The organism is Chromobacterium sp. IIBBL 290-4, from assembly GCF_024207115.1.
In the GTDB taxonomy this organism is placed as follows: Bacteria; Pseudomonadota; Gammaproteobacteria; order Burkholderiales; family Chromobacteriaceae; genus Chromobacterium.
In genome coordinates this window covers 2,774,335-2,799,702 of record NZ_CP100128.1, presented here as the reverse complement: position 1 = coordinate 2,799,702, position 25,368 = coordinate 2,774,335, and the positions used below count along the sequence as shown (strand labels likewise).

The 25,368-nt window shown below is 62.5% G+C and carries 26 protein-coding genes; 6 read left to right on the top strand and 20 right to left on the bottom strand.

The genetic code is table 11. The features are described from left to right. Positions 1-107: 107 nt before the first annotated feature. From rplI to NKT35_RS12900, 8 genes are all read right to left on the bottom strand, one after another. Positions 108-557 (bottom strand): 50S ribosomal protein L9, encoded by a 450-nt coding sequence (rplI, locus tag NKT35_RS12935; RefSeq protein ID WP_254293551.1) that lies wholly within the window; start codon positions 555-557, stop codon positions 108-110. A 19-nt stretch (positions 558-576) separates the two neighbouring features. Further along, positions 577-804 (bottom strand): 30S ribosomal protein S18, encoded by a 228-nt coding sequence (gene rpsR / locus NKT35_RS12930; RefSeq protein WP_011137185.1) that lies wholly within the window; start codon positions 802-804, stop codon positions 577-579. Positions 805-809: 5 nt separating this feature from the next. Then, on the bottom strand, positions 810-1,109 hold the full coding sequence (gene priB, locus NKT35_RS12925) for a primosomal replication protein N (RefSeq protein ID WP_254293549.1): 300 nt from the start codon (positions 1,107-1,109) through the stop codon (positions 810-812). 17 nt (positions 1,110-1,126) lie between these two features. Further along, complete coding sequence (gene rpsF, locus NKT35_RS12920; RefSeq protein WP_254293547.1) at positions 1,127-1,501, bottom strand: 30S ribosomal protein S6; 375 nt, start codon at positions 1,499-1,501, stop codon at positions 1,127-1,129. 155 nt (positions 1,502-1,656) lie between these two features. Then, entirely contained in the window at positions 1,657-1,968 is a 312-nt protein-coding gene (locus tag NKT35_RS12915) for a DUF2845 domain-containing protein (RefSeq protein ID WP_254293546.1), read from the bottom strand. Positions 1,969-1,970: 2 nt separating this feature from the next. Further along, complete coding sequence (locus NKT35_RS12910) at positions 1,971-2,297, bottom strand: metal-sensitive transcriptional regulator (RefSeq protein WP_254293544.1); 327 nt, start codon at positions 2,295-2,297, stop codon at positions 1,971-1,973. Positions 2,298-2,345: 48 nt separating this feature from the next. After that, positions 2,346-3,818 carry a multicopper oxidase family protein gene (locus tag NKT35_RS12905; RefSeq protein WP_254293542.1) on the bottom strand — a complete coding sequence of 491 codons (1,473 nt, stop codon included), beginning with the start codon at positions 3,816-3,818 and terminating at the stop codon, positions 2,346-2,348. Positions 3,819-3,958: 140 nt separating this feature from the next. Next, a complete protein-coding gene (locus NKT35_RS12900) occupies positions 3,959-4,750 on the bottom strand; it encodes an inositol monophosphatase family protein (RefSeq protein WP_254293540.1) in 792 nt (263 codons plus the stop codon). A 145-nt stretch (positions 4,751-4,895) separates the two neighbouring features. Between NKT35_RS12900 and NKT35_RS12895 the strand changes: the two genes are divergently transcribed. Both NKT35_RS12895 and NKT35_RS12890 read left to right on the top strand, forming a co-directional pair. After that, positions 4,896-5,660, top strand: a complete 765-nt coding sequence (locus NKT35_RS12895) for an RNA methyltransferase (protein ID WP_254293538.1) — start codon at positions 4,896-4,898, stop codon at positions 5,658-5,660. Continuing rightward, complete coding sequence (locus NKT35_RS12890) at positions 5,650-6,558, top strand: DUF1853 family protein (protein ID WP_254293536.1); 909 nt, start codon at positions 5,650-5,652, stop codon at positions 6,556-6,558. Before NKT35_RS12895 ends, NKT35_RS12890 begins: the two co-directional genes overlap by 11 nt. Positions 6,559-6,621: 63 nt before the next feature. Here NKT35_RS12890 and fnr read toward each other — a convergent pair whose 3' ends face one another. Continuing rightward, complete coding sequence (gene fnr / locus NKT35_RS12885) at positions 6,622-7,368, bottom strand: fumarate/nitrate reduction transcriptional regulator Fnr (RefSeq protein ID WP_254293534.1); 747 nt, start codon at positions 7,366-7,368, stop codon at positions 6,622-6,624. Positions 7,369-7,474: 106 nt separating this feature from the next. Between fnr and hemN the strand changes: the two genes are divergently transcribed. Both hemN and NKT35_RS12875 read left to right on the top strand, forming a co-directional pair. Then, positions 7,475-8,881, top strand: coding sequence for an oxygen-independent coproporphyrinogen III oxidase (gene hemN, locus NKT35_RS12880; RefSeq protein WP_254293532.1), 1,407 nt, complete (start codon positions 7,475-7,477; stop codon positions 8,879-8,881). Positions 8,882-9,102: 221 nt separating this feature from the next. Beyond that, positions 9,103-11,118, top strand: a complete 2,016-nt coding sequence (locus NKT35_RS12875; RefSeq protein ID WP_254293530.1) for a methyl-accepting chemotaxis protein — start codon at positions 9,103-9,105, stop codon at positions 11,116-11,118. A 66-nt stretch (positions 11,119-11,184) separates the two neighbouring features. Here the strand turns inward: NKT35_RS12875 and NKT35_RS12870 are convergent, their stop codons facing one another. The 10 genes from NKT35_RS12870 to NKT35_RS12825 form a co-directional block, all read right to left on the bottom strand. Next, a complete protein-coding gene (locus NKT35_RS12870) occupies positions 11,185-11,442 on the bottom strand; it encodes a SemiSWEET transporter (RefSeq protein ID WP_254293528.1) in 258 nt (85 codons plus the stop codon). A gap of 22 nt (positions 11,443-11,464) precedes the next feature. Continuing rightward, a complete protein-coding gene (ugpQ, locus tag NKT35_RS12865; protein ID WP_254293527.1) occupies positions 11,465-12,232 on the bottom strand; it encodes a glycerophosphodiester phosphodiesterase in 768 nt (255 codons plus the stop codon). Beyond that, positions 12,216-13,307, bottom strand: a complete 1,092-nt coding sequence (locus NKT35_RS12860; RefSeq protein WP_254293525.1) for a sn-glycerol-3-phosphate import ATP-binding protein UgpC — start codon at positions 13,305-13,307, stop codon at positions 12,216-12,218. Before NKT35_RS12860 ends, ugpQ begins: the two co-directional genes overlap by 17 nt. A gap of 13 nt (positions 13,308-13,320) precedes the next feature. Further along, positions 13,321-14,160 carry a sn-glycerol-3-phosphate ABC transporter permease UgpE gene (gene ugpE, locus NKT35_RS12855; RefSeq protein ID WP_254293523.1) on the bottom strand — a complete coding sequence of 280 codons (840 nt, stop codon included), beginning with the start codon at positions 14,158-14,160 and terminating at the stop codon, positions 13,321-13,323. Continuing rightward, positions 14,160-15,041, bottom strand: a complete 882-nt coding sequence (gene ugpA / locus NKT35_RS12850; RefSeq protein WP_254293521.1) for a sn-glycerol-3-phosphate ABC transporter permease UgpA — start codon at positions 15,039-15,041, stop codon at positions 14,160-14,162. Before ugpA ends, ugpE begins: the two co-directional genes overlap by 1 nt. A gap of 232 nt (positions 15,042-15,273) precedes the next feature. Then, entirely contained in the window at positions 15,274-16,602 is a 1,329-nt protein-coding gene (gene ugpB / locus NKT35_RS12845; protein WP_254293519.1) for a sn-glycerol-3-phosphate ABC transporter substrate-binding protein UgpB, read from the bottom strand. Between the two features lie 174 nt (positions 16,603-16,776). Further along, on the bottom strand, positions 16,777-17,787 hold the full coding sequence (locus tag NKT35_RS12840) for a cytochrome d ubiquinol oxidase subunit II (RefSeq protein WP_254293517.1): 1,011 nt from the start codon (positions 17,785-17,787) through the stop codon (positions 16,777-16,779). Continuing rightward, entirely contained in the window at positions 17,784-19,124 is a 1,341-nt protein-coding gene (locus tag NKT35_RS12835) for a cytochrome ubiquinol oxidase subunit I (RefSeq protein WP_254293515.1), read from the bottom strand. Before NKT35_RS12835 ends, NKT35_RS12840 begins: the two co-directional genes overlap by 4 nt. 3 nt (positions 19,125-19,127) lie before the next feature. Beyond that, a complete protein-coding gene (locus NKT35_RS12830) occupies positions 19,128-19,694 on the bottom strand; it encodes a GbsR/MarR family transcriptional regulator (RefSeq protein ID WP_254293513.1) in 567 nt (188 codons plus the stop codon). Between the two features lie 176 nt (positions 19,695-19,870). Further along, positions 19,871-21,133, bottom strand: coding sequence for a glycerate kinase type-2 family protein (locus NKT35_RS12825; protein ID WP_254293511.1), 1,263 nt, complete (start codon positions 21,131-21,133; stop codon positions 19,871-19,873). Between the two features lie 154 nt (positions 21,134-21,287). On the opposite strand from NKT35_RS12825, the gene mutS reads away from it, so the two are divergent. Together mutS and NKT35_RS12815 are read left to right on the top strand one after the other, a co-directional pair. Continuing rightward, positions 21,288-23,828 (top strand): DNA mismatch repair protein MutS, encoded by a 2,541-nt coding sequence (gene mutS, locus NKT35_RS12820; protein ID WP_254293509.1) that lies wholly within the window; start codon positions 21,288-21,290, stop codon positions 23,826-23,828. A gap of 63 nt (positions 23,829-23,891) precedes the next feature. After that, the gene (locus NKT35_RS12815; RefSeq protein ID WP_505190918.1) at positions 23,892-24,311 is read left to right on the top strand and encodes a hypothetical protein; all 420 of its coding nucleotides are present in this window, start codon (positions 23,892-23,894) and stop codon (positions 24,309-24,311) included. Between the two features lie 94 nt (positions 24,312-24,405). Here NKT35_RS12815 and NKT35_RS12810 read toward each other — a convergent pair whose 3' ends face one another. Next, positions 24,406-25,083 carry a pseudouridine synthase gene (locus tag NKT35_RS12810; RefSeq protein WP_254293506.1) on the bottom strand — a complete coding sequence of 226 codons (678 nt, stop codon included), beginning with the start codon at positions 25,081-25,083 and terminating at the stop codon, positions 24,406-24,408. Positions 25,084-25,368: the final 285 nt, after the last annotated feature.

Genomic DNA, 25,368 nt, shown 5'->3' with positions numbered 1-25,368 from the left:
AGGTCCGGTTGCGCCGGGTCCAGTAGAACCCAACCCATCCACTCCGTCGCAGCCAAAGAAAAAGCCCGCCGAAGCGGGCTTTTTCTCGAAGATTCCTGAAGCAGGAATTAAGCTTCGCCGACCACAACAACCTTGATCGGAGCAACCACGTCGTGGTGCAGGGCGATCTCGATGTCGTATTCGCCGATGGCCTTGAACGGGCCGTTCGGCAGGCGAACTTCGTGACGCTTGACTTCAACGCCGAAAGCGGTAACCGCTTCAGCGACGTCAACGTTGGTCACGGAGCCGAACAGACGACCGTCAACACCCGCCTTTTGAGCGATGGTGATCACAGCTTCGTTCAGCTTCTCAGCGCGAACCTTGGCGTCGGCCAGGATTTCGGCTTGCTTGGCTTCCAGTTCGGCGCGGCGAGCGTCGAACTCTTTCAGGTTGGCTTCAGTAGCGCGCTTGGCTTTGCCTTGCGGGATCAGGAAGTTGCGGGCGAAGCCGTTCTTCACGTTCACCACGTCACCCAGTTGACCCAGGTTGGCAACTTTTTCGAGCAGGATGATTTGCATCTCTAGTTCCTTTCCCGGTTTAGTGCTGGTCGGTGTACGGCAGGAAAGCCAGGAAGCGAGCACGCTTGATAGCGGTGGTCAGCTGACGCTGGTAACGAGCCTTGGTGCCGGTAATGCGAGCCGGGATGATTTTGCCGTTTTCGGCGATGAAATCTTTCAGGAGATCAACGGACTTGTAGTCGATTTCCTTGATGCCTTCTGCCGTGAAGCGGCAGAACTTCTTGCGCTTGAAGAGTTGACGAGCCATTTTGACTAACCTTTTACAAATTCAACGTATTCTATGTTCAGTACCAAGCGCGGATTGCGCAAACTGCGCTGAGCCAGGAATCCGGTGACATTCATCACCTGCCCCGCCAGTTTCCCGGCGTTTTTTCGGGCATCCTCACCCACCCACACGGCCTGGATATCGCAGGCCACATCACGCTCGAAGCCCCCGGCGCTTTGCCGGGATTGATGCTTGAGCCACATTTCCAGCACCGGCAAGCCGGCGGGCGTGTATCTCAGCGCATCAACGCGATCGACCGTGACGGTCAGTACTAGGCGGTTCTGCAAGATTCAAACTTCGCCGATTAGGCGGAAGCTTCAACCTCAGCAGCCGGCTGGGCGTCCAGCAGGTTCTTGGCCTTTTCGTCCTTCATCATCGGGGACGCGTCGGTGATGGCGCGGTCCAGCTTGATGCTGAGGTGACGCAGAACAGCGTCGTTGAACTTGAAGGCGTGCTCGATCTCAGCCAGGGTTTCCGACTGGCACTCAACGTTCATCAGAACGTAGTGAGCTTTGTGCAGCTTCTGGATCGGGTAAGCCAGTTGACGGCGGCCCCAGTCTTCCAGACGGTGGATCTTGCCTTCGGCGGCCAGAACCATACCCTTGTAGCGTTCGATCATGGCCGGGACCTGTTCGGACTGGTCCGGGTGCACGATGAACACGATTTCGTAATGGCGCATGTGAACTCCTTTTGGCTATTCGTAGCCTTTTGCCATGCGGTTGCAAAAGGCAAGGTAGTAAACCGCAGCATTCTACGCACTTTGCCAGGCTTAGGCAAACTTTACGCCATGTATTTTGCGGGTATCGCCGCCGCCGCGTCTTGGCCGCGGCGAATTTACAACTTCTTGCTGCGTTTGATGTCGGTGACCACGCCGTTTTGCAGCGTCACCGTCGTGGTGTAGGGCACATCGCCGCCCGCCTGCCAGGTCAACACGCGCGAGGCACTCACCGTCACCGTGCCGTTGTTGCTCTGGCTGCGCGTTTGCGCGCCGTCGCTCGTGACATCCGGCGCGCCGGCCTTGGCCAACACCTCGGCCTCCTGCATGCCCTTGTGCAGCCGGATGAACACCTCGAACGGAATGGGCGCGGCTTGCGCGGCGCCGGCCAGCAGCGCGCCGGCCAGCAGCAAGAACTTCATCGTTCTCATGTCTATCGCACCTTTTTCACCACATCGATCAATTCCGTCACCATGCCGGTGGCGTCGCCCTGCTGCATGGCGCGGGCCACGCAGCCTTTCATGTGATTTTCCAGCAACTGCAGCGCCACGGCGTCCATCGCCGACTTGACCGCCGCCACCTGGGTCAGCACGTCCACGCAGTAGCGGTCGGATTCGATCATGCCGCTGATGCCGCGCACCTGGCCCTCGATCCGCGCCAGGCGCTTCAGCAAGGCCGCCTTGCCGGGCTGCACCACGGTGCGCTCGGCGGGCAGGGGCTCGTGGCAACACTCTTGGGTCGAGTCGCGGTTTTCGCTCATGATGGCATCCGTAAGAACAATCCAGGCATTATCGTCGATTCGGCCAGCCTAGGCACGGACATCCAGCGTGCCCATCATCCCGGCGTCTTCATGTTCCAGAATGTGGCAGTGGAACATGCGCGGCCCCGGCAGATCCTGCCGGAAGCGCAGCCTCACCTTCTGCTCCGGCGGCACATTCACCACATCGCGCCAGGCAAGATACGGTTCCTGCTTCCAGCCTTTGCCGTCGTGCCGCGCCGTCACCTGAAACTGCGTGCCATGCAGATGGAAGGGATGATCCATGTCGGCGCGGTTATCGATTTCCCACTCTTCCACCGCCCCGACCCGGCCTATGAAATCCATCCGATCCATGTCGAAGGTTTTGCCGTTGATCAGGAACATCGCCGCCGGATTGGCCATGTCTTCGCTGAACACCACCAGCCGCCGCGCCGCGGGCTTGCCCAGCGGCGCGATCTTGCGCAGCCTGGCCGGCAACGCGGCGGTCTTGAGCGCTGCAGAGGGCGCGATATCCAGGATAGGCAAGCTTGCATCCTGCTCCGGCCCCATCATCTTGCCGCGCGCATACGGCAAAGCCAGCAAGCCCGCCGGCTTGCCCGCGGCAAAGCGGCCGGTCACCGCCAGCTCGGCGCGGGCGCCGGGCGGCAACAGCAGGTAGTCGATGCGGCGCGGCTTTTCGATCAAGCCGCCATCCGTCCCCACCAGCCACACTTCATGTGCAGGCAAGGCCAGCTTCAACACGCGGGCGCTGGTCGCGTTCCAGATCCGCCAGCGCTGCCTCTCCCCCACTCCCAGGGTCAACTTCGGCTGCCAAGCGCCGTTGACCAGCACGAACTGCCCCTCGCGGCCATCCATCTTATCCGCGTCGCTATTGCCCGCGATCTGGCCTTGCGCGTCCAGCTTCAGGTCGGACAGCACCAGCCAGCGCTCCGGCAGATGCGCCAGCGGATCATCCAGACTCCTCACCACGAACACGCCGGCCAAGCCTCGATAGACTTGCTCTGCCGTATGGCCATGCGGATGCGGGTGATACCAATACGTGCCGGCGCTGCCTTTTGGCAGATCGAAGCGATACTCGCGGCTGGCGCCCGGCGCCACCGCGTCATGCGGATTGCCGTCCTGATCGGCCGGTATGGGCAGGCCATGCCAGTGCACCGTGGTCGGCTGCGGCAAATGGTTGTCGAAACGGATGCGCAAATTGTCTCCTTCGCGCAACGCGATCGCCGGCCCCGGCACCGAATCGTTGTAAGCCCAGAATGTCGTCGCCTTGCCGCCGGGCAATAAGGGCAGATTGAGCGGCGCGGCGGCCAGGCAGCCATTCAGCGCGCCATCCTTGAGCTCCAAGGGCAGCGAAACCAGCTCCGGCAGCTCGCCGCCGCGCGGCAGCCCCAGCGCAGCAGCCTGCGGCATATCCGCCGCCGCGTCGGCCTGCATCGCGTGCGCAGCTGAAGCCTGCGCAGACCGGACCAGCCAAGGAGACAGCGCCAGCGCGGCGCCCCATTGCATCAATCGACGACGTTGCATTTCACGCTCCATTAAGATACCCCTTATGGGTATACTGAACCTAGAGCGCCGCCGCGCGCAACAGTTCCGTCATTTGCCTACGCGAGACCAAAAAAAACGGCATGCCCATATGGACATGCCGTTTTTTAGAGGTTTGCCGTTTACTTGGAAACGTGCGGCGCCAGCAGCTGCAGCAGCTGAGCCAGCACCTTCGGGCTGGCGGCCACGATGTCGCCGGATTCCAGCCAGCCTTGCTCGCCGGTGAAGTCGGTGACGATGCCGCCCGCTTCCTGAACGATCAGGCTGCCGGCCGCGATGTCCCACGGCTTCAGGTTCAATTCGAAGAAACCTTCCACGCGGCCGCAAGCCACATTGCACAGGTCCAGCGCGGCGGCGCCTTCGCGACGCACGCCGGCGGTCTTGCCGATCACGTCTTTCAGCATGCCCAGGTATTGATCGATATAGCTCTGATCGGACACCGGGAAACCGGTGGAGATCACGCACTCGTTCATCATGAAGCGCTTGGACACGCGGATGCGGCGGTCGTTGAGGAAGGAGCCCACGCCGCGCGAGGCGGTGAACAGGTCGTTGCGGCTCGGGTCATACACCACGGCTTGCTGAACCTGGCCTTTGTGCGCCAGCGCGATGGAGATGCCGTACTGCTGGTGGCCGTGCAGGAAGTTGGTGGTGCCGTCGATGGGATCGATGATCCATTCGTATTCGGAAGAACCGATGCCTTTGGCGCCGGACTCTTCTGCTAGAATCGCGTGCTTCGGATAGGCTTCGAGAATGGTGTTGATGATCGCTTCTTCGGCAGCGCGATCCACCTCGGTCACAAAGTCATTGTGCTTTTTCTTCTCTACGCGAATGGTATCGAGGTTAAGCGACGCGCGCTGGATAACGTTGCCAGCGCGACGAGCGGCTTTAACCGCGACATTGAGCATCGGATGCATTGACGGCCTCTACACTTGAACAATGGGCGGGCGTCCGTCGATGACGCGACACCCGCCGGTAACAATTTGGGTTAAGGAACAAAAAAACCCGACGCTTGGGCGCGGGCTTTTGGTATTTGCCCGCTATTTTAATGTGAAAACGCCAATGAATAAACCCCAAGTACCTGATTTTCTGAAAAACATCCGCGTGGTGCTGGCCAGACCCAACCATCCGGGCAATATCGGATCGGCCGCCCGCGCCATGAAAACCATGGGTTTGAGCCGCCTGTATCTGGTTGAACCCAAGGCGTTTCCCAGCGACGAAGCCAATGCCCTGGCCTCCGGCGCGGTGGACCTGCTGGAGCGCGCCACCGTGGTCGGCTCGCTGCAAGAGGCATTGGCCGACGTCACCGTCGCCTGCGCGCTGACCAGCCGCCGCCGCGAACTGACCACGCCGCTGTCCACCCCGCGCCAAACCACGCCGGAACTGATCGCCCGCGCCCACGAAGGCGAACAGGTGGCCCTGGTGTTCGGCAACGAAACCTTCGGCCTGTCGATCGAGGAAGTGGAACAATGCAACCGCCTGGTGACCATCCCCGGCAACCCTGACTACTTCTCGCTGAACCTGGCGATGGCGGTGCAGGTGATGACCTATGAGCTGTTCAGCCATACCGAGGTGGACGTGGAATACCTGCGCGCCGAGGGCGAAGCGGCCACCCAAAGCGAGGTGGAAGGCATGTGCGGCCACCTGGGCCAGGCCATGGAAGACATCGGCTACTTCAAGCGCCGCAACAGCGAGCGGCTGATGCGCCGCATGCGCGCGCTGTTCAACCGCGCCGGCGTGCTGCGCGAGGAAATCGACATCCTGCGCGGCTTCTACAAGCAAGTTCAAAGAACGGCGGACGGCAGCCTGAAAAAGGATGAAAACTGATCTGCTAGACCTGGCCGACTTCGCGCGCCCTGCGGTGCGCGATTTGGCTTTCCTGCTCGCCTCGCCCTCCCCCTGGCGCTGCGGCGCGGACATCGAGCCCGCCCGCCTGCTTGGTCCAAACGGCGTGGATTTGCTGAGGCGGCTGGATGACAATCCGCTCGAACTGGAAACCTGGCTGGCCGCCCGGCCCGCCACCCGCCTGGGAAAATATGCCGAGCAGCTTTTTTCCTTCTGGTTTCGCCTGACGCCGCACATCGAATGGGTCGCCGAAAATCTGAAAGTCATATCCAGAGAGCGGCGCACCCTAGGCGAATTCGACTTCCTGCTGCGGCTGGACGGCGAAGCGCTGCACCTGGAAACCGCCAGCAAATTCTACCTGCAACTGGATGAGTCGCCCGCCTCCCGCGTCGGCCCCAGCCTGCATGACGCCTGGGCCATGAAAGCGACCAAAATAACCACACAGTTGGCATTGGCTCGCCAGCCGGATGGCAAAACCACGCTGCCGGCAGGCTTTGCGGACTGCGCGTCGATGGCCCGCCTCACCGGCTGGACTTTCCATCCCAGCGACACGCCCCGCCTTGCCCGCCAAGGCCCGACCGGCTGGCATGCGCCGCTGGACACCGCCTGGCCTCAGAACCAGCCTGAGGCCCGCTGGGCCTGGCTGCCCAAGCTGCGCTGGCTCTCGCCCGCCTTGTTGCCCGCGCAGCAAACCCAGGATCAGGCCACACTGCGCCGCATGCTGGCCGAGCAAGCCGCGCCGCAATTGGTCGCGGAGCTGCGTGAGCGCGCGGACGGCCAATGGGAAGAAGTCGCGCGCGGCTTCATCACGCCGCCCGGCTGGCCCGATCCCTCGCGCTTGGCCGCGCTGCAGGCCCGCATCGACGCCGCCCTCGCCTGAGCCAGACGTAAAAAAAGCAGGCTTCTCAGCCTGCTTTTCCTGGCTACACGGCCAATCGGGCGTTTAGTGCCCGCCCGCGTGCATGCAGCCGGAGATCAGGTTCTTCAGATCGTCCACCTTGACCAGCTGGATGTGCTTGTGGTCGACAGTGATCCAGCCCTGCTGCTGGAACTTGGACAGCGTGCGGCTGACCGTTTCCAGCTTCAGGCCGAGGAAGCTGCCGATCTCTTCCCGGCTCATGCGCAGGATGAAATCGTTGGCGGCGAAACCTCGGGTAGACAAGCGCTGCGACAGATTGAGCAGGAAGGCGGCGATGCGCTCTTCCGCCTTCATGTTGCCGAGCAGAAGCATCACGTTTTGATCGCGGACGATCTCGCGGCTCATCAGGCGATAGAAATGGTGCTGCAGGCTGGGGATGTCCCGGCTCAGGTTTTCCATGCGGCTGAACGGCAGCTCGCAGACTTCGCTGTCCTCCAGCGCGATGGCGTCGCAGCTGTGGTTGCTGGTGGAAATGCCATCCAGACCCATCAGCTCGCCGGACATCAGGAAACCCGTCACCTGCTCGCGGCCGTCCTGGCTCGCCACGCAGGTTTTGAAGAAGCCGGTGCGGATGGCGAACAGCGATTTGAAGCCTTCGCCGCTGCGGAACAGGTATTCGCCGCGCTTGAGCCTGCGGCTCTGGCGGATGACGGTATCGAGCTGACTCATTTCCTCGCGGTTCAAGCCTACCGGCAAGCAGAGCTCGCGCAAGCTGCAGCTGGAGCAGGAAATTTTCAGCGTTTGCAAAGTGGAATGATTGTGTTCTGACATGCTTTGGTTGCTGCAAGCTGGTGAAGCTTGACCCTTATCAATACGGAATTCACAAGTTTTCCGCAAATTTACCAGTCCACCAGAAGTTTTTCCATCTGAAAACGACATGAAAACCACCCATCCTTTTTCTCCCGCGCATTTCGAGTTCGATCGACAACTGATCGAGCGTCTCGAAGGATCGGGGCCACGATACACGTCCTACCCGACTGCGGATCGATTTCTGCCGGGTTTTACCCCTGACGATTATCAAAACAAGCTGAAACAGAGACAGATTGGCGCTAACCGCCGACCCGTATCACTATACGCTCATATACCATTTTGCAACACCGTTTGTTACTACTGCGCCTGCAACAAAATCATCACCAAAGACAAGTCCAAAGCCGACCGCTACCTGGACTACCTGGAGAAGGAAATCTCGCTGGTCGCCGAACAACTGGGCGGCAGGGAAAAGGCCATCCAGCTGCACTTTGGCGGCGGCACGCCCACCTTTTTGTCCGACGCTCAGCTCGAAAGACTAATGGGCATTCTGAAGACCCATTTCGAATTCATGAGTGACGGAGAATATTCCATTGAGATAGATCCGCGCAAGGTAGAACGTGAAACCATGTTCCGGCTGGCAGAATATGGCTTCAACCGAATCAGCGTCGGCGTGCAGGATTTCAACCCCGAAGTGCAGCTGGCTGTGAACCGGGTGCAAAGCGAGGAAGAGACCCGCCAGGTGATTGAAGCGGGCCGCGAAGCCGGGATCAAATCGGTCAGCCTGGACCTGATTTACGGCTTGCCGCTGCAAACCCGCGACAGCATGCTGCAGACCTTGGAAACCGCGCTCAACCTCTCTCCGGATCGCCTGGCGCTGTACAACTACGCTCACTTGCCCACCGTGTTCATGCCGCAGCGGCGCATCAATGAGTCGGAGCTGCCCTCTACCTCGGTCAAGCTGGATATCCTGCAAGACGCGGTGAAGATGCTGACCGATGCCGGCTATGTCTTCATCGGCATGGATCACTTCGCCAAACCGGACGACGAATTGGCCGTAGCGCTCCGCCAGGGCCGGCTGCAGCGCAATTTCCAGGGCTACTCCACGCATGCCGACTGCGACATGCTGGGTTTCGGCGTGTCCTCCATCGGCAAGGTCGGCTCCTGTTACAGCCAGAATGAAAAAACGCTGGAAGACTATTACGCCGCGCTCGACCAAGGCCGTTTGCCGGTGGCCAGGGGCCTGACGCTGGATAGCGACGATGTGTTGCGCAGAACCATCATCCAGAGCCTGATGTGCCGGTTCGCCTTGTCGGTGGAGGCGCTTGAGGAAATCCACGGCATCAATTTCGCGCAGTACTTCGCCGCCGAGATGCCCAAGATCCGCGAATTCCAGCAAGAAGGCCTGCTCGACTTCGACGGCGACTTCCTGATGGTGATGCCCAAAGGCCGCTTCCTGATCCGCAATATCGCCATGCTATTCGATCGCCATCTGCGCGAGCGCCAAACCCACGCGCGCTACTCCAAAACGATCTAAGCCTCCCCAGCCAGCCGGCCTTCCCGCCGGCTGGCGCCTTCCCGCCTTCACTTGGCCGCTCCGCGCGCGTTCTACCGGAATATGGCAAAAATTCGCCATTATCCGGCGCGATATGATTTTCTCTTGCCTTAAGCAAATTCACTCATACAGTGAATAGCGAATCACCTTGCTTCGCATCATTCCGGTTGCGGCGAAGGACTAGCCGCTGGAAGGAGCCTGCCATGACCACCCCCATCGTCCGCCTGATGCAGCGCCTTAGCTACCCCAAGCGTTTCGCCCTGATCGGCCTGGTTATCGCCATCGCGCTGCTTTATCTGGTATACGGCCTGTATCGCAGCAATCAGGACAATATCGAGTCCACCGCCAAGGAAAGGGTCGGCGTGGCTTATATGCAGCCCCTGACCGGCCTGCTGGCGCAAAACCAGCAAACTCAGGAAACCGCCGTGCTGGCCGCGCTGGGCGACGCCCAGGCCAAAAGCGCCCTGCCGGCCGCGGCCCAGCAGCTGGAATCGCAATGGCAGGCGCTGAAAGCGGCCAATGACAAGATCGGCGCCGACCTCGCCAGCGACAGCGCCTGGAAAGACGCCAGCGCCTCATGGGACAAACTGCGGCAGGGCGGCGCCCAGAAAGCGGCGCAACGCATCGCCGCCTACGGCGACTTCAGCGACAAGCTGAACAATCTGATCGGCGTGATCAGCGACAACTCCAACCTGACGCTGGACCCCGACATCGACAGCTATTATTTGATGGATGCCGCCACCAGCAAGCTCACCACGCTGATCTCGCACATAGGCGAAGCCAACGCCATCGCCGCGCTGCCTTCGGCCAACCAAGCCCTGGATCCCGCCCAGCGCGACCGCCTGGTCGAGCTGCGGCCGCTGATAGCGGAGATGAGCGACGGCCTGGCCAGCGACATCGGCAAAGCGGTGGCTTACAACAGCGCCTTGAAGAATGAGCTGGCGCCGCTTGGCGCGCAGTTGGCCGACATCCAGAAAAGCCACGGCGCATCCATCGATGACGCCGTAGCCGGCAAAACCGGCGCCAGCGGCCTGAAAATTTCCGGCCATAGCGCGCAAAGCGCGCAAGCCGTTTCCGCCTATATCGCCGTCGGCCTGAAGCAGCTGGACCAGCTCTTGCAGGAGCGGATAGACCGCATCGCCGGACAGCGCAACCGCTATATCGTCATCGGCGTCATCGCCATGCTGGCCGCCATCTTCCTGTTCCATCAGCTGTATCTGTCCATCACCCTGCAGCTGGGCGGCGAGCCCTTCTATGTGCAGGAAGTGGTGGCGCAAATCGCCTCCGGGCGGCTGGACACGCGGATAGAGCTGCGCGACAGGGATGAAAGCAGCTTGCTGGCCACGATCAGCCAGATGCGCAGCCAGCTCAGGGACACCGTCTCGCAAATGGTGGAAACCGCGCGCGAAGTGAACCAGGCCGCGGACGAGATGGCGCAGAGCTCGCAAAGCATAGCCGACAGCAGCGCCCGGCAGCATGAGGCGGCCTCCAGCATGGCGGCTTCGATAGAAGAGCTGAGCACCAGCCTGTCGGTCAGCGCCGAACAGTCCGAGCATGCCCGCAAGCTGTCGCGCAACGCCGCGGACCAGTCCGACGACGGCGACAAGGTGATAGACGCCACCTCGGCCAGCATGGACGGCATCGTCCGCGACGTGTCGTCGGTATCGGACACCATCAACGATTTGAGCCAGCAATCGCAAACCATCGCCGGCATCGTCGATGTGATCCGCGACGTGGCCGACCAGACCAATCTCTTGGCGCTGAACGCCGCCATCGAAGCGGCCCGCGCCGGCGAAATGGGCCGCGGCTTCGCCGTGGTGGCCGACGAGGTGAGAAAACTGGCGGAGCGCACCGCCTTGTCCACCACCGAGATCAGCACCATCGTCTGCGCCATCCAGAACGCGGCGCAGAAAGGCACCAGCAGCATGCAAGTGGGCATGCAAGCCATCATGGCCGGGCAGCAACGCACCCAGGCGGCCGGCGACAGCATGCACAATATCCGCCATTGCGTGGAGGATGTGACCAGCAGCATCACCCAGATCATGACCTCGCTGCAGGAGCAAAGCTCGGCCAGCCAATTGCTGGCGCAGAATGTGGAGCAGGTGTCGAGAATGTCCGAGCAGAACACCCAGGCGGTAAAGGACAGCGTCGCCACCGCCAGCGAGCTGCAGTCGATCTCGCAACGGCTGATGGGCGTGGCTACCCGCTTCACCGTCTGAGCGCCCGCTCGACAAAACAAAACCCGCTGGCTCGCAGCGGATTTTGCATTCCATCAGCCGGCTTGGCTAGCCCCGCCGGCGGTAACGCAGCTTCATCGCCAGCACCGAGCCGGACAACACCAGCGTCACGCCATTGGCGACGATCACCGGCAGCGCGTGCGACAGCAAACCATAAGTCAGCCACAAGGCGACGCCGGCGACGAACAGCAGATACATGCCCAGCGAGATGTCGTCCACCGACCGCGTGCGCCACACCCGCAGCACCTGCGGCAAGAAAGAGATCGTAGTCAGACAGCCCGCCAGCAGGCCCAGCCATTCAATCATTTGCCCATTCATATTGTTTCGCTTATTGCTCCAATAAGGGTCGCTGCGGCGCCAACAGATCGACGCGGTCGGTGCAGACGCTGTCCACGCCCCACTCGCGCAGCGTCTTGGCGCGCGCCAGCTCGTTGACGGTGTAGCACAGCAGCTGATAGCCAGCCTGCTTGACCTCGCGCGCCAGCGCCTCGGTCAGCGTTTTATGGTCGCAGTGCAAGGCCACGCAGTCCAGCTCCTCCAGAATGGCGCGCCAATCGGCCGGAAGCTCCTCGCACAGGAAGGCGCGCGGCAGCGCCGGCACGGCGGCCTTGGCGGCGCGCAGCGCGTCTATCTCGAACGAAGACAGCAGCGGCAGCACAAGCGCGCCCTGCCACAGCCGCGCCGTTTCCTGCGCGACGATGCGGCCGGTCTCCTCGAAACGTCCCGGGCAGGGCTTGATTTCGATATTCAGCAGCATGTTCTGCGCCCGGCAATAGGCCGCCACATTGTCCAGCGTCGGCAGCGCTTCGCCGGCATAGGCCGCGCCTTTCCAGCCGCCGGCGTCCAGTTGCGACAGCTCGGCCATGGTTTTCAGCTTGGCCTCGCCCTTGCCGTTGCTGGTGCGGTCCACGGTGTCGTCGTGCAGCAGGAAGCAGACATTGTCGGCCGACAGCTTGACGTCGCACTCGGCTCCGCGATAGCCGTAACGCACGCCTTCGCGGAAGCCGGCGATGGTGTTTTCCGGCGCCAGCGTGCCGCCGCCGCGGTGGGCGACCGCCTCTGGATACGGCCAGGCTTGCTTATTCTGCTGCGGCATATGCGATTCTCCCTTGTGTTTCCGCGTCAAACAGGTGCAGCCACTCCGGCCGCACCGTCACTTCCAGCCGGCTGCCCGGCTCGGGCCGGTGGCCATGGGCCAGCCGCGCCACCACATTCTGCCCGGCCAGCAGGCCGTAGACATAATTATCGGCGCCCAGCATCTCTATGCTGTCCACCCGCAGGCTCAACGACGCTTCGCCATCGCCGGCCAGGCGCAGATGCTCGGGGCGGATGCCCACTGTCAGTTTGCGGCCGGCCAGCGCCGGATTCGCCGCGGCCAATGGCAAAGACACGCCGTCGCCCAGTTGCAGGCGGCTGCCCTCACCATCCACGGCGGCGTCGAACAGATTCATCCCCGGCGAGCCCATGAAGGTGGCGACGAAGGTGGTGGCTGGCCGGTCGTAAATCTCGTCCGGCGCGCCTATCTGCTCCACATGGCCCTTGTTCAGCACGATGACGCGGTCGGCCAGCGTCATCGCCTCCACCTGGTCGTGGGTGACGTACAGGCTGGTGGTGGCCAGGCGGCGATGCAGGCGCTGGATTTCCAGCCGCATCTGGCCGCGCAGCTTGGCGTCCAGATTGGACAGCGGCTCGTCGAACAGGAACACCGCCGGCTCGCGCACGATGGCGCGGCCCATGGCCACGCGCTGGCGCTGGCCGCCGGACAGCTCGCGCGGCGTGCGGGACAGCAGCTTGTCCAGCTCCAGCACCGTGGCCACTTTCAGCACCCGCTCCATGATCTCGGCCTTGCTCAAGCCTTTGAGCTTGAGCGCGTAGCCCATGTTCTCCGCCACCGTCATGTGCGGATAGAGGGCATAGTTCTGGAACACCATGGCGATGTCTCGATCCTTGGCTTCCAGCAGGTTGACCAGGCGCTCGCCGATGCGGATCTCGCCCTCCTCGGTGCTTTCCAGCCCGGCCACCATGCGCAGCAAGGTGGACTTGCCGCAGCCGGACGGGCCGACGATGACCACGAACTCGCCGTCGGCGATGTCTACCGAAATGTCTTCCAATACCCGGCGTTCGCCACCCGGATATTGCTTGCGGATATTGCTTAAAGTCAGCTTGGCCATTTGGCGCTCTTTCTTATTTCTCGTTGTCCACCAGGCCCTTGACGAACCAGCGCTGCATGCCTATCACCACCGCCAGCGGCGGCAGCAGGGTCAGCAAGGCGGCCGCCATCACCAGATGCCATTGCACCGCGCCCTCGCCCAGCATGCCCTTGATCGCGATCACCGCTGTGGACATGCCGGAATCGTGGGTCACCAGCAGCGGCCACAGATATTGGTTCCAGCCATAGATGAAGGTGATCACGAACAAGGCCGCGAGATTGGTGCGCGACAAGGGCAGCACCACATCGATCATGAAGCGGATCGGCCCGGCGCCGTCCACCCGCGCCGCCTCCATCAGCTCCTTGGGCAGGGTCATGAAGAACTGGCGCAGCAAAAAGGTGGCGGTGGCGGAGGCGATCAAGGGCAGGGTCAGGCCGGTATAGCTGTTGATCAGCCCCATCTGGGTCACCACTTCCACCGTCGGGAAAATCCGCACTTCCACCGGCAGCATCAAGGTGGCGAAAATCAGCGCGAAGCCGGTTTTACGGAAGGGAAAGCGGAAATAAACGATGGCGTAGGCGGACAGGAAGGAGATGAAAATCTTGCCGACCGCGATCAGCATCGCCATCACGAAACTGTTCCACAAGGTGGTGGCCAGCGGCACGGCCAAGCCGCCGCCGACGCTCCACAGCACCGTGGAAAGGTTGGCCCACAGCTGGCTGCCCGGCAGCAGCGACAGCGGCACGCGCGTCACTTGATCCGCGTCCTGGCTGGCCGCGACGAACATCAGATACAAGGGGAAGGCCACCACCAGCGCGCCCGCGATCAGCATCGCGTGGCAGAACAGGTCCAGGCCTTTGCGATTCTCCACCATCAGTACTGCACCTTTCTTTCCACGTAACGGAACTGGATCAGCGTCAGCAAGCCGACCACGAGCATCAGCACCACCGACTGCGCGGCCGAGCTGCCCAGGTCCAGGCCCTTGAAGCCTTCCAGATACACTTTGAGGATCATGGTTTCGGTGGACTTGCCCGGTCCGCCGCCGGTGGCGGCGTCTATCACCGCGAAGGTGTCGAAGAAGGCGTACACCAGGTTGACCACCAGCAGGAAGAAACTGGTCGGCGACAGCAGCGGAAACACCAGGTCGCGGAAGCGGCGCAGCGGCCCGGCGCCGTCTATCGCCGCCGCTTCGATCAACGATGCCGGTATCGCCTGCAGGCCGGCGTAGAAGAACAGGAAGTTGTAGCTGATCTGCTTCCAGGCCGAGGCCAGCACCACCAGCAGCAAGGCCTGGCCGCCGTTGAGCGCGTGGTTCCACTCATAGCCCATGCCGCGCAGCAAATAGCTGATCCAGCCCAGACTGGGGTTGAACAGGAACAGCCACAGCACCGCCACCACCGACGGCGCGATGGCGTATGGCGCGATCAGAATGGTCTGGTAGACGCGGCGGCCGCGCGTGATCTGGTTGGCCATCACCGCCAGGATCAGCGCGCTGCCGGTGCCCAGCAGCGTCACCAAGGCGCTGAACAGCAGCGTAGTCTGTACCGTGCCCAGATAGAACGGATCGTGGAACAGCTGGCTGAAATTGGCCAGGCCGACGAACTGGCTGCCCAGGCCGAACGGGTCTTGCTGCTGAAACGATTGCCACAAGGCTTCCAGCGCCGGCCACAAAAAGAACACCAGCGTGATGGCCAATTGCGGCGCCATCAAGGCCAGGCCCAGCCAGCGCTGGGAAAAATGAATCCGGTTTTGCATGCGTGCGCTCTAGAGAAACAAAACGGGCTGGAATCAGGCTGCAGGCTAAGCAAATGGGGCCGTTCCACAGGGCCCGGCCAAGCCGGGCCTCTTCAGATAAACAGCCGCGCCCGCAGCCTTTCCATTAGCCCCCGTCCTTGCCCGGCAAGGGAGCCTCGCCTTCAAGAAGGCGAGAAGCACCTTGCCGCAGAAGGAAGGGCGGCCAGATGGCTTGCCCGTTCGCAGTTCAGAATCAGTTGGCGGTTTTTTCGAAGCGGCGCAGCAAATCGTTGCCGCGCAGCACGGCATTGTCCAGCGCCTGCTTGGCGGTTTTCTTGCCGCTCCACACTTCTTCCAGCTCCTCGTCCATCACGCCGCGGATTTGCGGCATATAGCCCAGACGCAGGCCGCGGGTGTAAGACTTGGGCGGTTTGTTCTGCATTTGCTTGGTGGCGATGTCCGCGCCCGGATTCTTGTCATAAAAACCCTGCTTGCGCGACAGCTCGTAGGCGGCGGTCACCACCGGCAGGTAGCCGGTGTCCTGGTGCCACTTGGCCATCACCTCGGGGCTCGTCACCATTTTGAAGAACTTGGCCACGCCCTTGTATTCGGCCGGGCTCTTGCCGCCCATCACCCACAGGCTGGCGCCGCCGATCAAGGCGTTTTGCGGCGCGCCCTTCACTGCCGGGTCATAAGGCATCATGCCCATGCCGAAGTTGAACTTGGCGTTCTTGCGGATGTTGGCCAGCGAGCCGGAGCTGCCGGTCATGATGCCGCATTCGCCGCTGTAGAACTTCAGCGTGGCCTCGTCCTTGCGGCCGGCGTAGCTGAAAGTGCCGTCCTTGGCCATCTTGGCCAGGAACTCGATGTGCTTGACCTGGGTCGGGCCGTTGAACTGCAGCGTGGCGCCGGTGCCGCCGAAGCCGTTGTCCAGGCTGGCGAACGGCAGGCTATGCCAGGCGCTGTAGTTTTCCAGCTGCACCCAGCCTTGCCAGCCGGTGCTGTAGCCGCAGCGCATGCCGGAGGCTTTCAGCTTGGCGGCGGCGGCGGCCAGTTCCGGCCAGGTCTTGGGCGGCGCGTCCGCCAGGCCAGCTTTCTTGAAGGCATCCTTGTTGTAGTACAGCACCGGGGTGGAGCTGTTGAACGGCAAGGACAGCAGGTGTCCGGTCTTGGCGTCGGAGTAGTAGCTGGCCACGGCCGGGATGAAGGCCTTCTCGTCCAGCTTCTCGCCGGCGTCCGCCATCACTTGATACACCGGCTTGATCGCCTTCTTGGCCTGGATCATCGTGGCGGTGCCCACTTCGAACACCTGCACGATGGCCGGCGCGTTGCCGCTGCGATAAGCGGCGATGGCGGCGGCCAGCGATTCATCGTATTGGCCTTTGTACACCGGCGTGATCTTGTAATCTTTCTGACTGGCGTTGAACTGGGCGGCGATGGCGTTGACGCGATCTCCCAGCGCGCCGTCCATGGAGTGCCAGAACTGGATTTCGGTGGCGGCCTGAGCCGACAGGCTCATGGTCAGCATCAGGGGGACAAGAGCGGCTGCGCGGCGGGTGGCGCGAGACAGGGCGCGGGACATCGGCTTCTCCAATTATCGTTATGGCGGCTTGCATTCACGCGGCGGATTTTGGCCGCGCTACATGACAAGATCGTTACAATAATATGACGTAAAATTTGCATCAAGATGCCAAATGGAAAAACTAAGCAAAAAAAACGCGCCGAATCGGCGCGCTTTTTTTACTTTGATATCAAACTATTGGTAGCTTAGCTTGTCCGCTTTGCCCCAAAACACTCGATAAGCAAACGCTGTATAAGCGATGATGCAAGGCAGCACCACCACCGCGCCCCACAGAATCACCCACAAGGCCTCCGGATCCGCCGCCGCCTGCCAGATGGTCATGCGGCCAATCACCATTTCCGGAAACACGCTGTACGCCAAGCCCCAGAAAGCCAGCAGCACAATGCCGCAGCTGAGCGCGAACGGCAGCCAGCAGAAGGCGTCGTTGCCCGTCGCCTGCCTGCGCGCCAGCCGCGGCAGGCTCAGCCACAGCAAGCCAAACATGGCGAGCGAACCCAGGGGCAAAGGCAGCAGCAGCAAGAACTGCGGCAGCGCGAACCACTTGGCGGCGATGCCGGGATTGGCCAGCGGCGTCACCACCGACACCGCCAGTACCGCCATGCCCGCGCCGTACAAGGCATACTCCGCCCAAACGATAGCTTTGGCCTGCAGCGCGCCATGGGTTTTCATCACCAGCCAGCAAGCGCCCAGCAGCGCATAAGCCAAGGCCAGACCGGCGCCGACCACCAGCGCGAAGCCCCAGGCCAGCCCGCCTTCGGCGAAGCCGGTCAGAAAGCGGCCCAGCATCACGCCCTGCGCCAAGGCCGCCAACATCGAGCCGCCGGCGAAAGCCGCGTTCCACCACGGCTTGTGCGGATCCTGCGCCTTGACGCGGAAGTCGAAAGCCACGCCGCGCAGGATCAAGCCCACCAACATGGCCAGCACCGGCAGATACAGCGCGCCGAACACCACGCCATGCGCCACCGGGAAAGCCACCAGCAGCAAGCCGGCGCCCAGCACCAGCCAGGTTTCGTTGGCGTCCCAGAATGGCCCGATCGAACTCACCATCAGGTCCTTCTCTTCCTCGCCGGCCAAGGGCAGCAAAATGCCGACGCCAAGGTCGAAGCCATCCAGGATCACATACACCAGCATCGCCAGCGCCATCAGCCCGGCGAAAATCGCCGGCAGGTAGAATGCTTCGCTCATGCCAGTTTCTCCTTCAATTGGGTTGCGCTCGCCGCGTCATGCGCGCGCGCCTTGCGGGCGAGATGGAACAACACCGAGATATAAGCCGCCAGCAAGAAAGCGTACAAGGCCAGATAGGTCGTCAAAGAGGTGAACAACATCGGCCCGGTCGCCCGTCCCGCCGCCTGGGCGGTGGTCAGCACCCCGGTCACCAGCCAGGGCTGGCGGCCGATCTCGGTGACAAACCAGCCCGCCAAAGTGGCGATCCAGCCGGAAAAGGTCATCCACAACAGCAAACGCGCCAGCATGGGATGCAGCTCGCCGCGCTTCTTCAACTGCCAGGCGCCCAGCCAGGAGGCCAGCAGCATCAGCATGCCCATGCCCACCATCACGCGGAAACTCCAGAACACCTTGGCCACCGGCGGATGCTGCGCAAACTCGTTCAAACCCTTGATCTCGCCGCCCCACTGGTGAGTGAGGATCAGGCTGCCCAGCTGCGGCACGCCGATGGCGTAATCGTTGCTGCGGGTTTCGGCGTTGGGCAGCGCGAACAGCAGCAGCGGCACATCCTTCTCGGTATGCCAGATGCCTTCTATCGCCGCCAGTTTGGCCGGCTGATGCTTCAAGGTATTGAGGCCATGCATATCGCCGACGAACATCTGTAGCGGGATCAGCAGCGCCGCCAGGAACACGCCGGTCTTCAATGCCGCCATCACGCCGCGGCCGCGCTCTCCGCGCAGATAGCGATAGGCGGACAAGCCGGCGATCAGGAAGGCCACCGTCAGGCCGGAGGCCAGCAGCATATGAGTCAGCCGATAGGGCATGGACGGATTGAAGATCACCTCCAGCCAGCTGAGCACATGGGCGCGGCCGTCGCGCATCACGAAACCGGTCGGCGTCTGCATCCAGGAATTCAGCGCGATGATCCAGAACGCCGACAAGGTGTTGCCACCGGCCACCAGCAAGGTCGCCAGCGTATGCACCTTTTCCGGCACCCGCGAACGGCCGAACAGCATGATGCCGAGAAAGCCCGCCTCTAGGAAAAACGCGGTCAGGATTTCATAGGCCAGCAGCGGGCCGGCGATATTGCCCACCGTCTGCATATAGCCCGGCCAGTTGGTGCCGAACTGGAAGCTCATGGTCACGCCGGACACCACGCCCAGCGCGAAGGACAGCGCGAAGATCTTCACCCAGAACATATAGGCGTCCATCCAGCCCTGCTCGCCGGTCTGGCGGAAGCGCAGCTTGAAGAACAGCAGCACCCAGGCCATGGCGATATTGATGGTGGGGAACAGGATGTGGAAGGAAATATTGGTGGCGAACTGGATGCGCGCCAGCGTGACGGGATCGAGCTCCATGGCTTACTCCTTTTCTTCTTCGCGATGGCCCAGCCGCGACAGCGACTGGGTGAACTGCAGCACTTTCTGCACCTGGGAGCCCAGCTTCATCAGCCGCTGCAAGGTTTCCACGTCCATATGCTGAATATCGGAAAACCAGGTGGTGACCAGCTCGATCAGCTGGTACATCTGCTTCATCCGCTCCTGGGCGTGGCGCTCCTCCTCGCTGGCCGGGTTCTCCATGATGGCGCCGCGCAGCATGGTCAGCGTGGGCTCCACCTCGCGCTTCTTGCGCTCTTCGGCCAGGGTTTTGAAGATTTGCCAGACATCTTCCGGCGTGGAGAAGTACTCGCGGCGATCGCCCGGGAAGTGCTGCAGCTTGACCAAGCGCCACGACTGCAGCTCTTTCAAACCCATGCTGACATTGGAGCGGGAACAGCCTATGGCTTCGCCGATCTCGTCGGCGTTGAGCGGTTTGGGGGAAACGTAAAGCAAGGCGTAGATCTGGCCGACGGTGCGATTGATGCCCCAGCGGCTGCCCATCTCGCCGAAATGGAGCACAAAGGCCTGGACTAACGGTGGTGTGTTCATGATCTTCTCAATTTTCAGTAATTTCTGAAAGTTTGATATGAATCATAAGTTGATCATCTTTCCCCAGTCAATACGGACAGGTTTTGATCTGGTTGCTTGACCCTTTAGTCATAGCAAAATCGGCATGAAAAAAGCCACGCGGCAGCGTGGCTTATGAAGATGGGAGACGCCCCGGCTCAGAGCAACAGGATGGCCCGGAAATCGTTGACGTTGGTCTGCGTCGGCCCGGTGACCAAGAGATCGCCCAAAGCTGAAAAAAACCCGTGGCCGTCGTTATCGGCCAAGCGCTCCGACGCGCGCACGCCCAAGGCCAGCGCGCGCGCCAGGGTGTCCGGCGCGATAAAGGCCCCGGCGTTATCCTCGCTGCCGTCGATGCCATCGGTGTCGGCCGCCAAGGCGTAAGCGCCCTGCAAGCCATTCAGGGCGATGGCCAGCGCCAGCAGAAACTCGCTGTTGCGGCCGCCCCTGCCCCGCCCTTTCAACGTGACCGTGGTTTCGCCGCCGGACAGAATCACCGCCGGCCGGGCGACCGGGCTGTCATGCATGGCGATCTGCCGGGCGATGCCGGCATGAACCTTGGCCACCTCGCGCGCCTCGCCTTCTATGCTGTCGCCCAGCAGCAACACGTCGTAGCCCAGCCTCCGCGCCTCCGTCTCCGCCGCGCGCAAAGCCAGTTGCGGCGTGGCGATGAGGGTGTACTCCGCATGAGCGAGCCTGGCGTCGCCCGGCTTGGGCGTTTCATCCCGCTCGGCCGCCAACAGCGCCGCCACCGCCGGCGGCAAGGTCAAACCATACTTGGCGATCACCGCGCGCGCGTCGGCATAGCTGCTTGGGTCCGCTACCGTCGGACCAGAGGCGATCACCGCCGGATCGTCGCCCACTACATCGGAAATGGCCAGCGTGACCAGTTTGGCCGGCGCGCAAGCCAACGCCAGCCGCCCGCCCTTGATCGCGGACAGATGCTTGCGCACCGTGTTCATCTCATCAATGCCGGCGCCGCAGGCCAGCAACTGCCGGCTGAGCTCCTGCTTGTCCGCCAGGCTGATTCCAGCGGCCGGCAGTGCCAGCAGAGCCGAGCCGCCGCCGGACAGCAGACAGATCACCAGATCGTCTTCGCTCAGCCCCTGAACCGCCTGCAGAATGCGTTTGGCCGCTTGGCAGCCGGCCTCGTCCGGCACCGGATGCGAAGCCTCCAGCACCTCCACGCGCCGTGTCGGCGCCGCGTGGCCATAGCGCGTCACCACCACGCCGGACAAGTCGCCAGCCCAACCCTCCTCCAGCACCCGCGCCATCTCCGCCGCGGCCTTGCCAGCGCCGATGACCACGGTACGGCCTTGGGGCGGCGGCGGCAAATGGTCCAGCAAACGCTCGGGCTTGACGCTTTCCACTGCGACATCGAACAAACGGCGCAATACCTGCTGCGGCGACAGTCGGGACATGGTCTTCTCCTTGTGGTTTTCATTTCATTGTGCAGCAGCGCGCGGCGGCTGACACCCCCGTTGCCGCGCGTTAGAATGGCGGCGATTCCAACGCCCCGCCCACGGGGCGTTACGCATTTTTCCAGTACAGACCAAAAGCAGAGCCCGATACCCGATGAGCACGCCCCAACATACTCCGATGATGGCCCAATATTTCGCCCTCAAGCGCGACCACGCAGACAAACTGCTGTTCTATCGCATGGGCGACTTCTATGAGCTGTTCTACGAGGATGCGGAAAAGGCGGCTCGCCTCTTGGACATCACCCTGACCGCGCGCGGCGCCAGCGCCGGCGTGCCGATCAAGATGGCCGGCATCCCCTACCACGCCGCCGAGGGCTATCTGGCGCGGCTGGTGAAGATGGGCGAGTCGGTGGCCATCGCCGAGCAGATCGGCGACCCCGCCCTGGCCAAGGGCCCGGTGGAACGCAAGGTGGTGCGCATCGTCACGCCGGGCACGCTGACCGACGCGGCGCTGCTGGACGACAAGCGCGACAACCTGGTGCTGGCCGTCAATATGGTGAAAGGCGTGCTGGGCCTGGCCTGGCTGTCCTTGGCCAGCGGCGAATTCAAGGTGATGCAGGCCGATGTGGAGGATCTGTCCAGCGAGCTGGAGCGGCTGAAGCCGGCCGAGCTGGTGATCCCGGACGACACCGGCCTCGCCGCCTTTGAAGGCATCTCGATGCCGAAGAAAAAGCTGCCGCCGTGGCAGTTCGACATCGAATCGTCCAAGCTGGCGCTGACCCGCCACTTCGGCACCCGCGACCTGGCCGGCTTCGGCGCCGACACGCTGCCGGTGGCCGTCGGCGCGGCCGGCGCGCTGCTGGAGTACGTGAAATCCACCCAGGGCGTGAACCCGGCCCACATCGCCGCGCTGTCGGTGGAGGAAGCCGGCGAGCTGATCCGCATGGACGCCGCCACCCGCCGCAATCTGGAGCTGACCGAAACCATACGCGGCGAATCCTCGCCGACGCTAGCGTCGCTGCTCGACACCTGCGCCACCAGCATGGGCAGCCGCCTGCTCGGCCACTGGCTGCACCACCCGATGCGCAACCACGGCAAGCTGGCCCGCCGCCACGGCGCGGTGCGCGCGCTGCTGGCGCGTTACCAGGACGTGCACGCGGAACTGGACCAGGTGTCCGACATCGAACGCATCACCTCGCGGGTGGCGCTGCGCTCGGCCCGCCCGCGCGACCTGTCGGCGCTGCGGGACTCGCTGACGGCGCTGGCCGGCGTCAAGGCGCTGGCGGCCTCGCTGGATTCCGAGCTGCTGAACGAGCTCGCCGGCGTGCTGCCGGTCGACTCGCCGGTGCAAAAGATGTTGGCGGCGTCCATCCTGCCGGAGCCGGCCACCTTCCTGCGCGACGGCGGCGTGATCAACAACGGTTTCAGTCCGACGCTGGATGAGTTGCGCGCCATTCAAACCGACTGCGGCGACTTCCTGCTGAAGCTGGAAGCGCGCGAGAAAGAGCGCACCGGCATCACCACGCTGAAAGTGGAATTCAACCGCGTGCACGGCTTCTACATCGAGGTGTCCAAGGCGCAGTCGGACAAAGTGCCGGACGACTACCGCCGCCGCCAGACGCTGAAAAACGCCGAGCGCTACATCACGCCGGAGCTGAAGGAATTCGAGGACAAGGCGCTGACCGCGCAGGACCGCGCGCTGGCGTTGGAAAAGCAGCTGTACGAGACGCTGCTGGACGAGCTGGCGCCGCACATCGCCGAGCTGAAGCTGATCGCCCAGGCGGTGGCTGCGCTCGACGTGCTGTCCGCCTTCGCCCAGCGCGCCGCCATCGGCAATTACGCCGAGCCGCAGTTCGTGCCCGAGCCCAAGCTCGACATCGTCGCCGGCCGCCACCCGGTGGTGGAGGCGGAAGTGGAGCGCTTCATCGCCAACGACACCAAGCTGTCCGTCGAGCGCAAGCTGCTCTTGATCACCGGTCCGAACATGGGCGGTAAATCCACTTATATGCGGCAGAACGCGCTGATCACGCTGCTGGCCCACGTCGGCAGCTTCGTGCCGGCCGACTCGGCGGTGATCGGCCCGATCGACCGCATCTTCACCCGCATCGGCGCGTCTGACGACCTGGCCGGCGGCCGCTCCACCTTCATGGTGGAAATGACCGAAACCGCCAACATCCTCAACAACGCCAGCGAGCACTCGCTGGTGCTGATGGACGAAGTAGGCCGCGGGACGTCCACTTTCGACGGCCTGGCGCTGGCCTGGGCCATCGCCCGCGCCTTGATTGAAAAGAACCGCGCCTATACTTTGTTCGCCACCCACTATTTCGAGCTGACCACGCTGGCCGGCGAATATCCGGCGGTGGCCAACGTGCACCTGTCTGCCGTGGAGCACAAGGACCGCATCGTGTTCCTGCACCACGTGGAGGACGGCCCGGCCAGCCAGAGCTACGGTCTGGCGGTGGCGCAGTTGGCCGGCGTGCCGGGCAAGGTGATACGCGAGGCGCGCCGCCATCTGGCGGATCTGGAAAACCAGTCGGCCGCGCGGGTGCAGCCGGACCTGTTCGCCCAGCCAGTGCAGACTGTCGAAGCGGAACTTAATCCAGCCATCGACCGTCTACGCGAGGTCGACCCCGACGAGCTGACCCCCCGCCAGGCGCTGGAAATTTTGTTCGAACTGAAAAAACTGGCCGATTGATCAGCTTCATCCTGAAACATTACCTATTATTACTAAATGGTAACTTTCGAAAAGGAGCAGATGATGTCGCTTGAAACCGCCTCCGTCTCCACGAGCCTGAGCCAGTTGCTGGGCCAGTTCGAGGACGATGGAACGATCGCCCTTTCAGCTATCCGCGAAAAGGCCAACCAGGAGCTTTCCCGCTTCGCCGAGCTTGCGCAGAAGGAGTTGCAACAGTTCGATATCAGCATGCCGCCTGCCATCAGCCTGATCAGCGGCGAACACTTCCAGCTCAAACTGGAAAATGCGCACCCGCATGCGGATGAAATCCACAACTGGCTGGACGGCAATTTGATATTGGCCCGGAAGTTCAAGGAAGTGGAAGTCTTGTTCGAGCTGGTGCGCGCGGCGGAAAGCGCCGGCGAGGTGTTTTCGGAAAGCTCGAACTTCCATATCGGCCTGACCAGCGCAGGTCCGATCGCGTATTTCGAGGAACAACACTAAACCAACGCATTCCGTGAATCTTGGATCGGCTCGCTCAGGCGGCCAAAAACAGGGGGGAGCCTAGGCTTCCCCTTTATCATTTCCGCGCCCGGCTTTAAGCCTTTTTATTGCGCGCGAAGCGGAACGTCGGCGCCTTGCCGCCTTTGCCCCCCACTGCGCGATCTTGCGGCTGCGGCCTACTGGCAGGCTTGCCGGAACGCTTCGCTGGCGAAACCCGCGGCAAATCCTCCGGCCTCACCTCCAATTGGCGCAACTCGCCCGGCTGCAGTCCATCCAGCGTCCATGGCCCGATGGCCACGCGCACCAGCCGCAAGGTGGGCAGGCCGGCCTTGGCCGTCATCCTGCGCACTTGGCGATTTTTGCCTTCGCTGATGATGATTTCCAGCCAGCAATCCGGCACGGTTTTTCGAAACCGCACCGGCGGATTGCGCGGCCACAATGCCGGCGTTTCTATGCGCCGCACCTGGGCGGGCAAGGTGGTGAAATCGCCCAGGTCCACGCCGCGGCGCAGCATGTCCAGTTGCTCCTCCTTAGGCTCGCCCTCCACCTGCACCCAGTAAGTCTTGGGCAGCTTCCAACGCGGATCGGCGATGCGGTGCTGCAAGTTCCCATCCCCGGTCAACAGCAACAAACCTTCGCTGTCGGTGTCCAAGCGACCAGCCGGATAAACGCCTGGCAAAGACACGCAGGACTTCAGCGTCGGGTGCGTGGGATGGTCGGAAAACTGGCAGATCACGCCATAGGGCTTGTTGAGCAAGATGAGCTGGGACATGGAGGGCGCTGCGGAAAAAGTCATGAAGCGAATGATAGCAAGAGCGGCCCGTTCAGTCCGCGTCTTCTCGCCTGCCTGCGGATGGACGCTGCGCGGCAAACGGCTTACTATCGCAAATGTTTCCGCGCGATGGCTGTCGGACAATCGATCATCTACAGCCTCCGGGGCGCGGCGAGCATGCCATCAATAGGCTTTGCTTGGCGGGCCGAGCGGAATAATTCGCATCCGAAACGGCATCAAACAGTTATAACGCATAAAAAGTTCAGTTGCGATGCGATCCAGGCG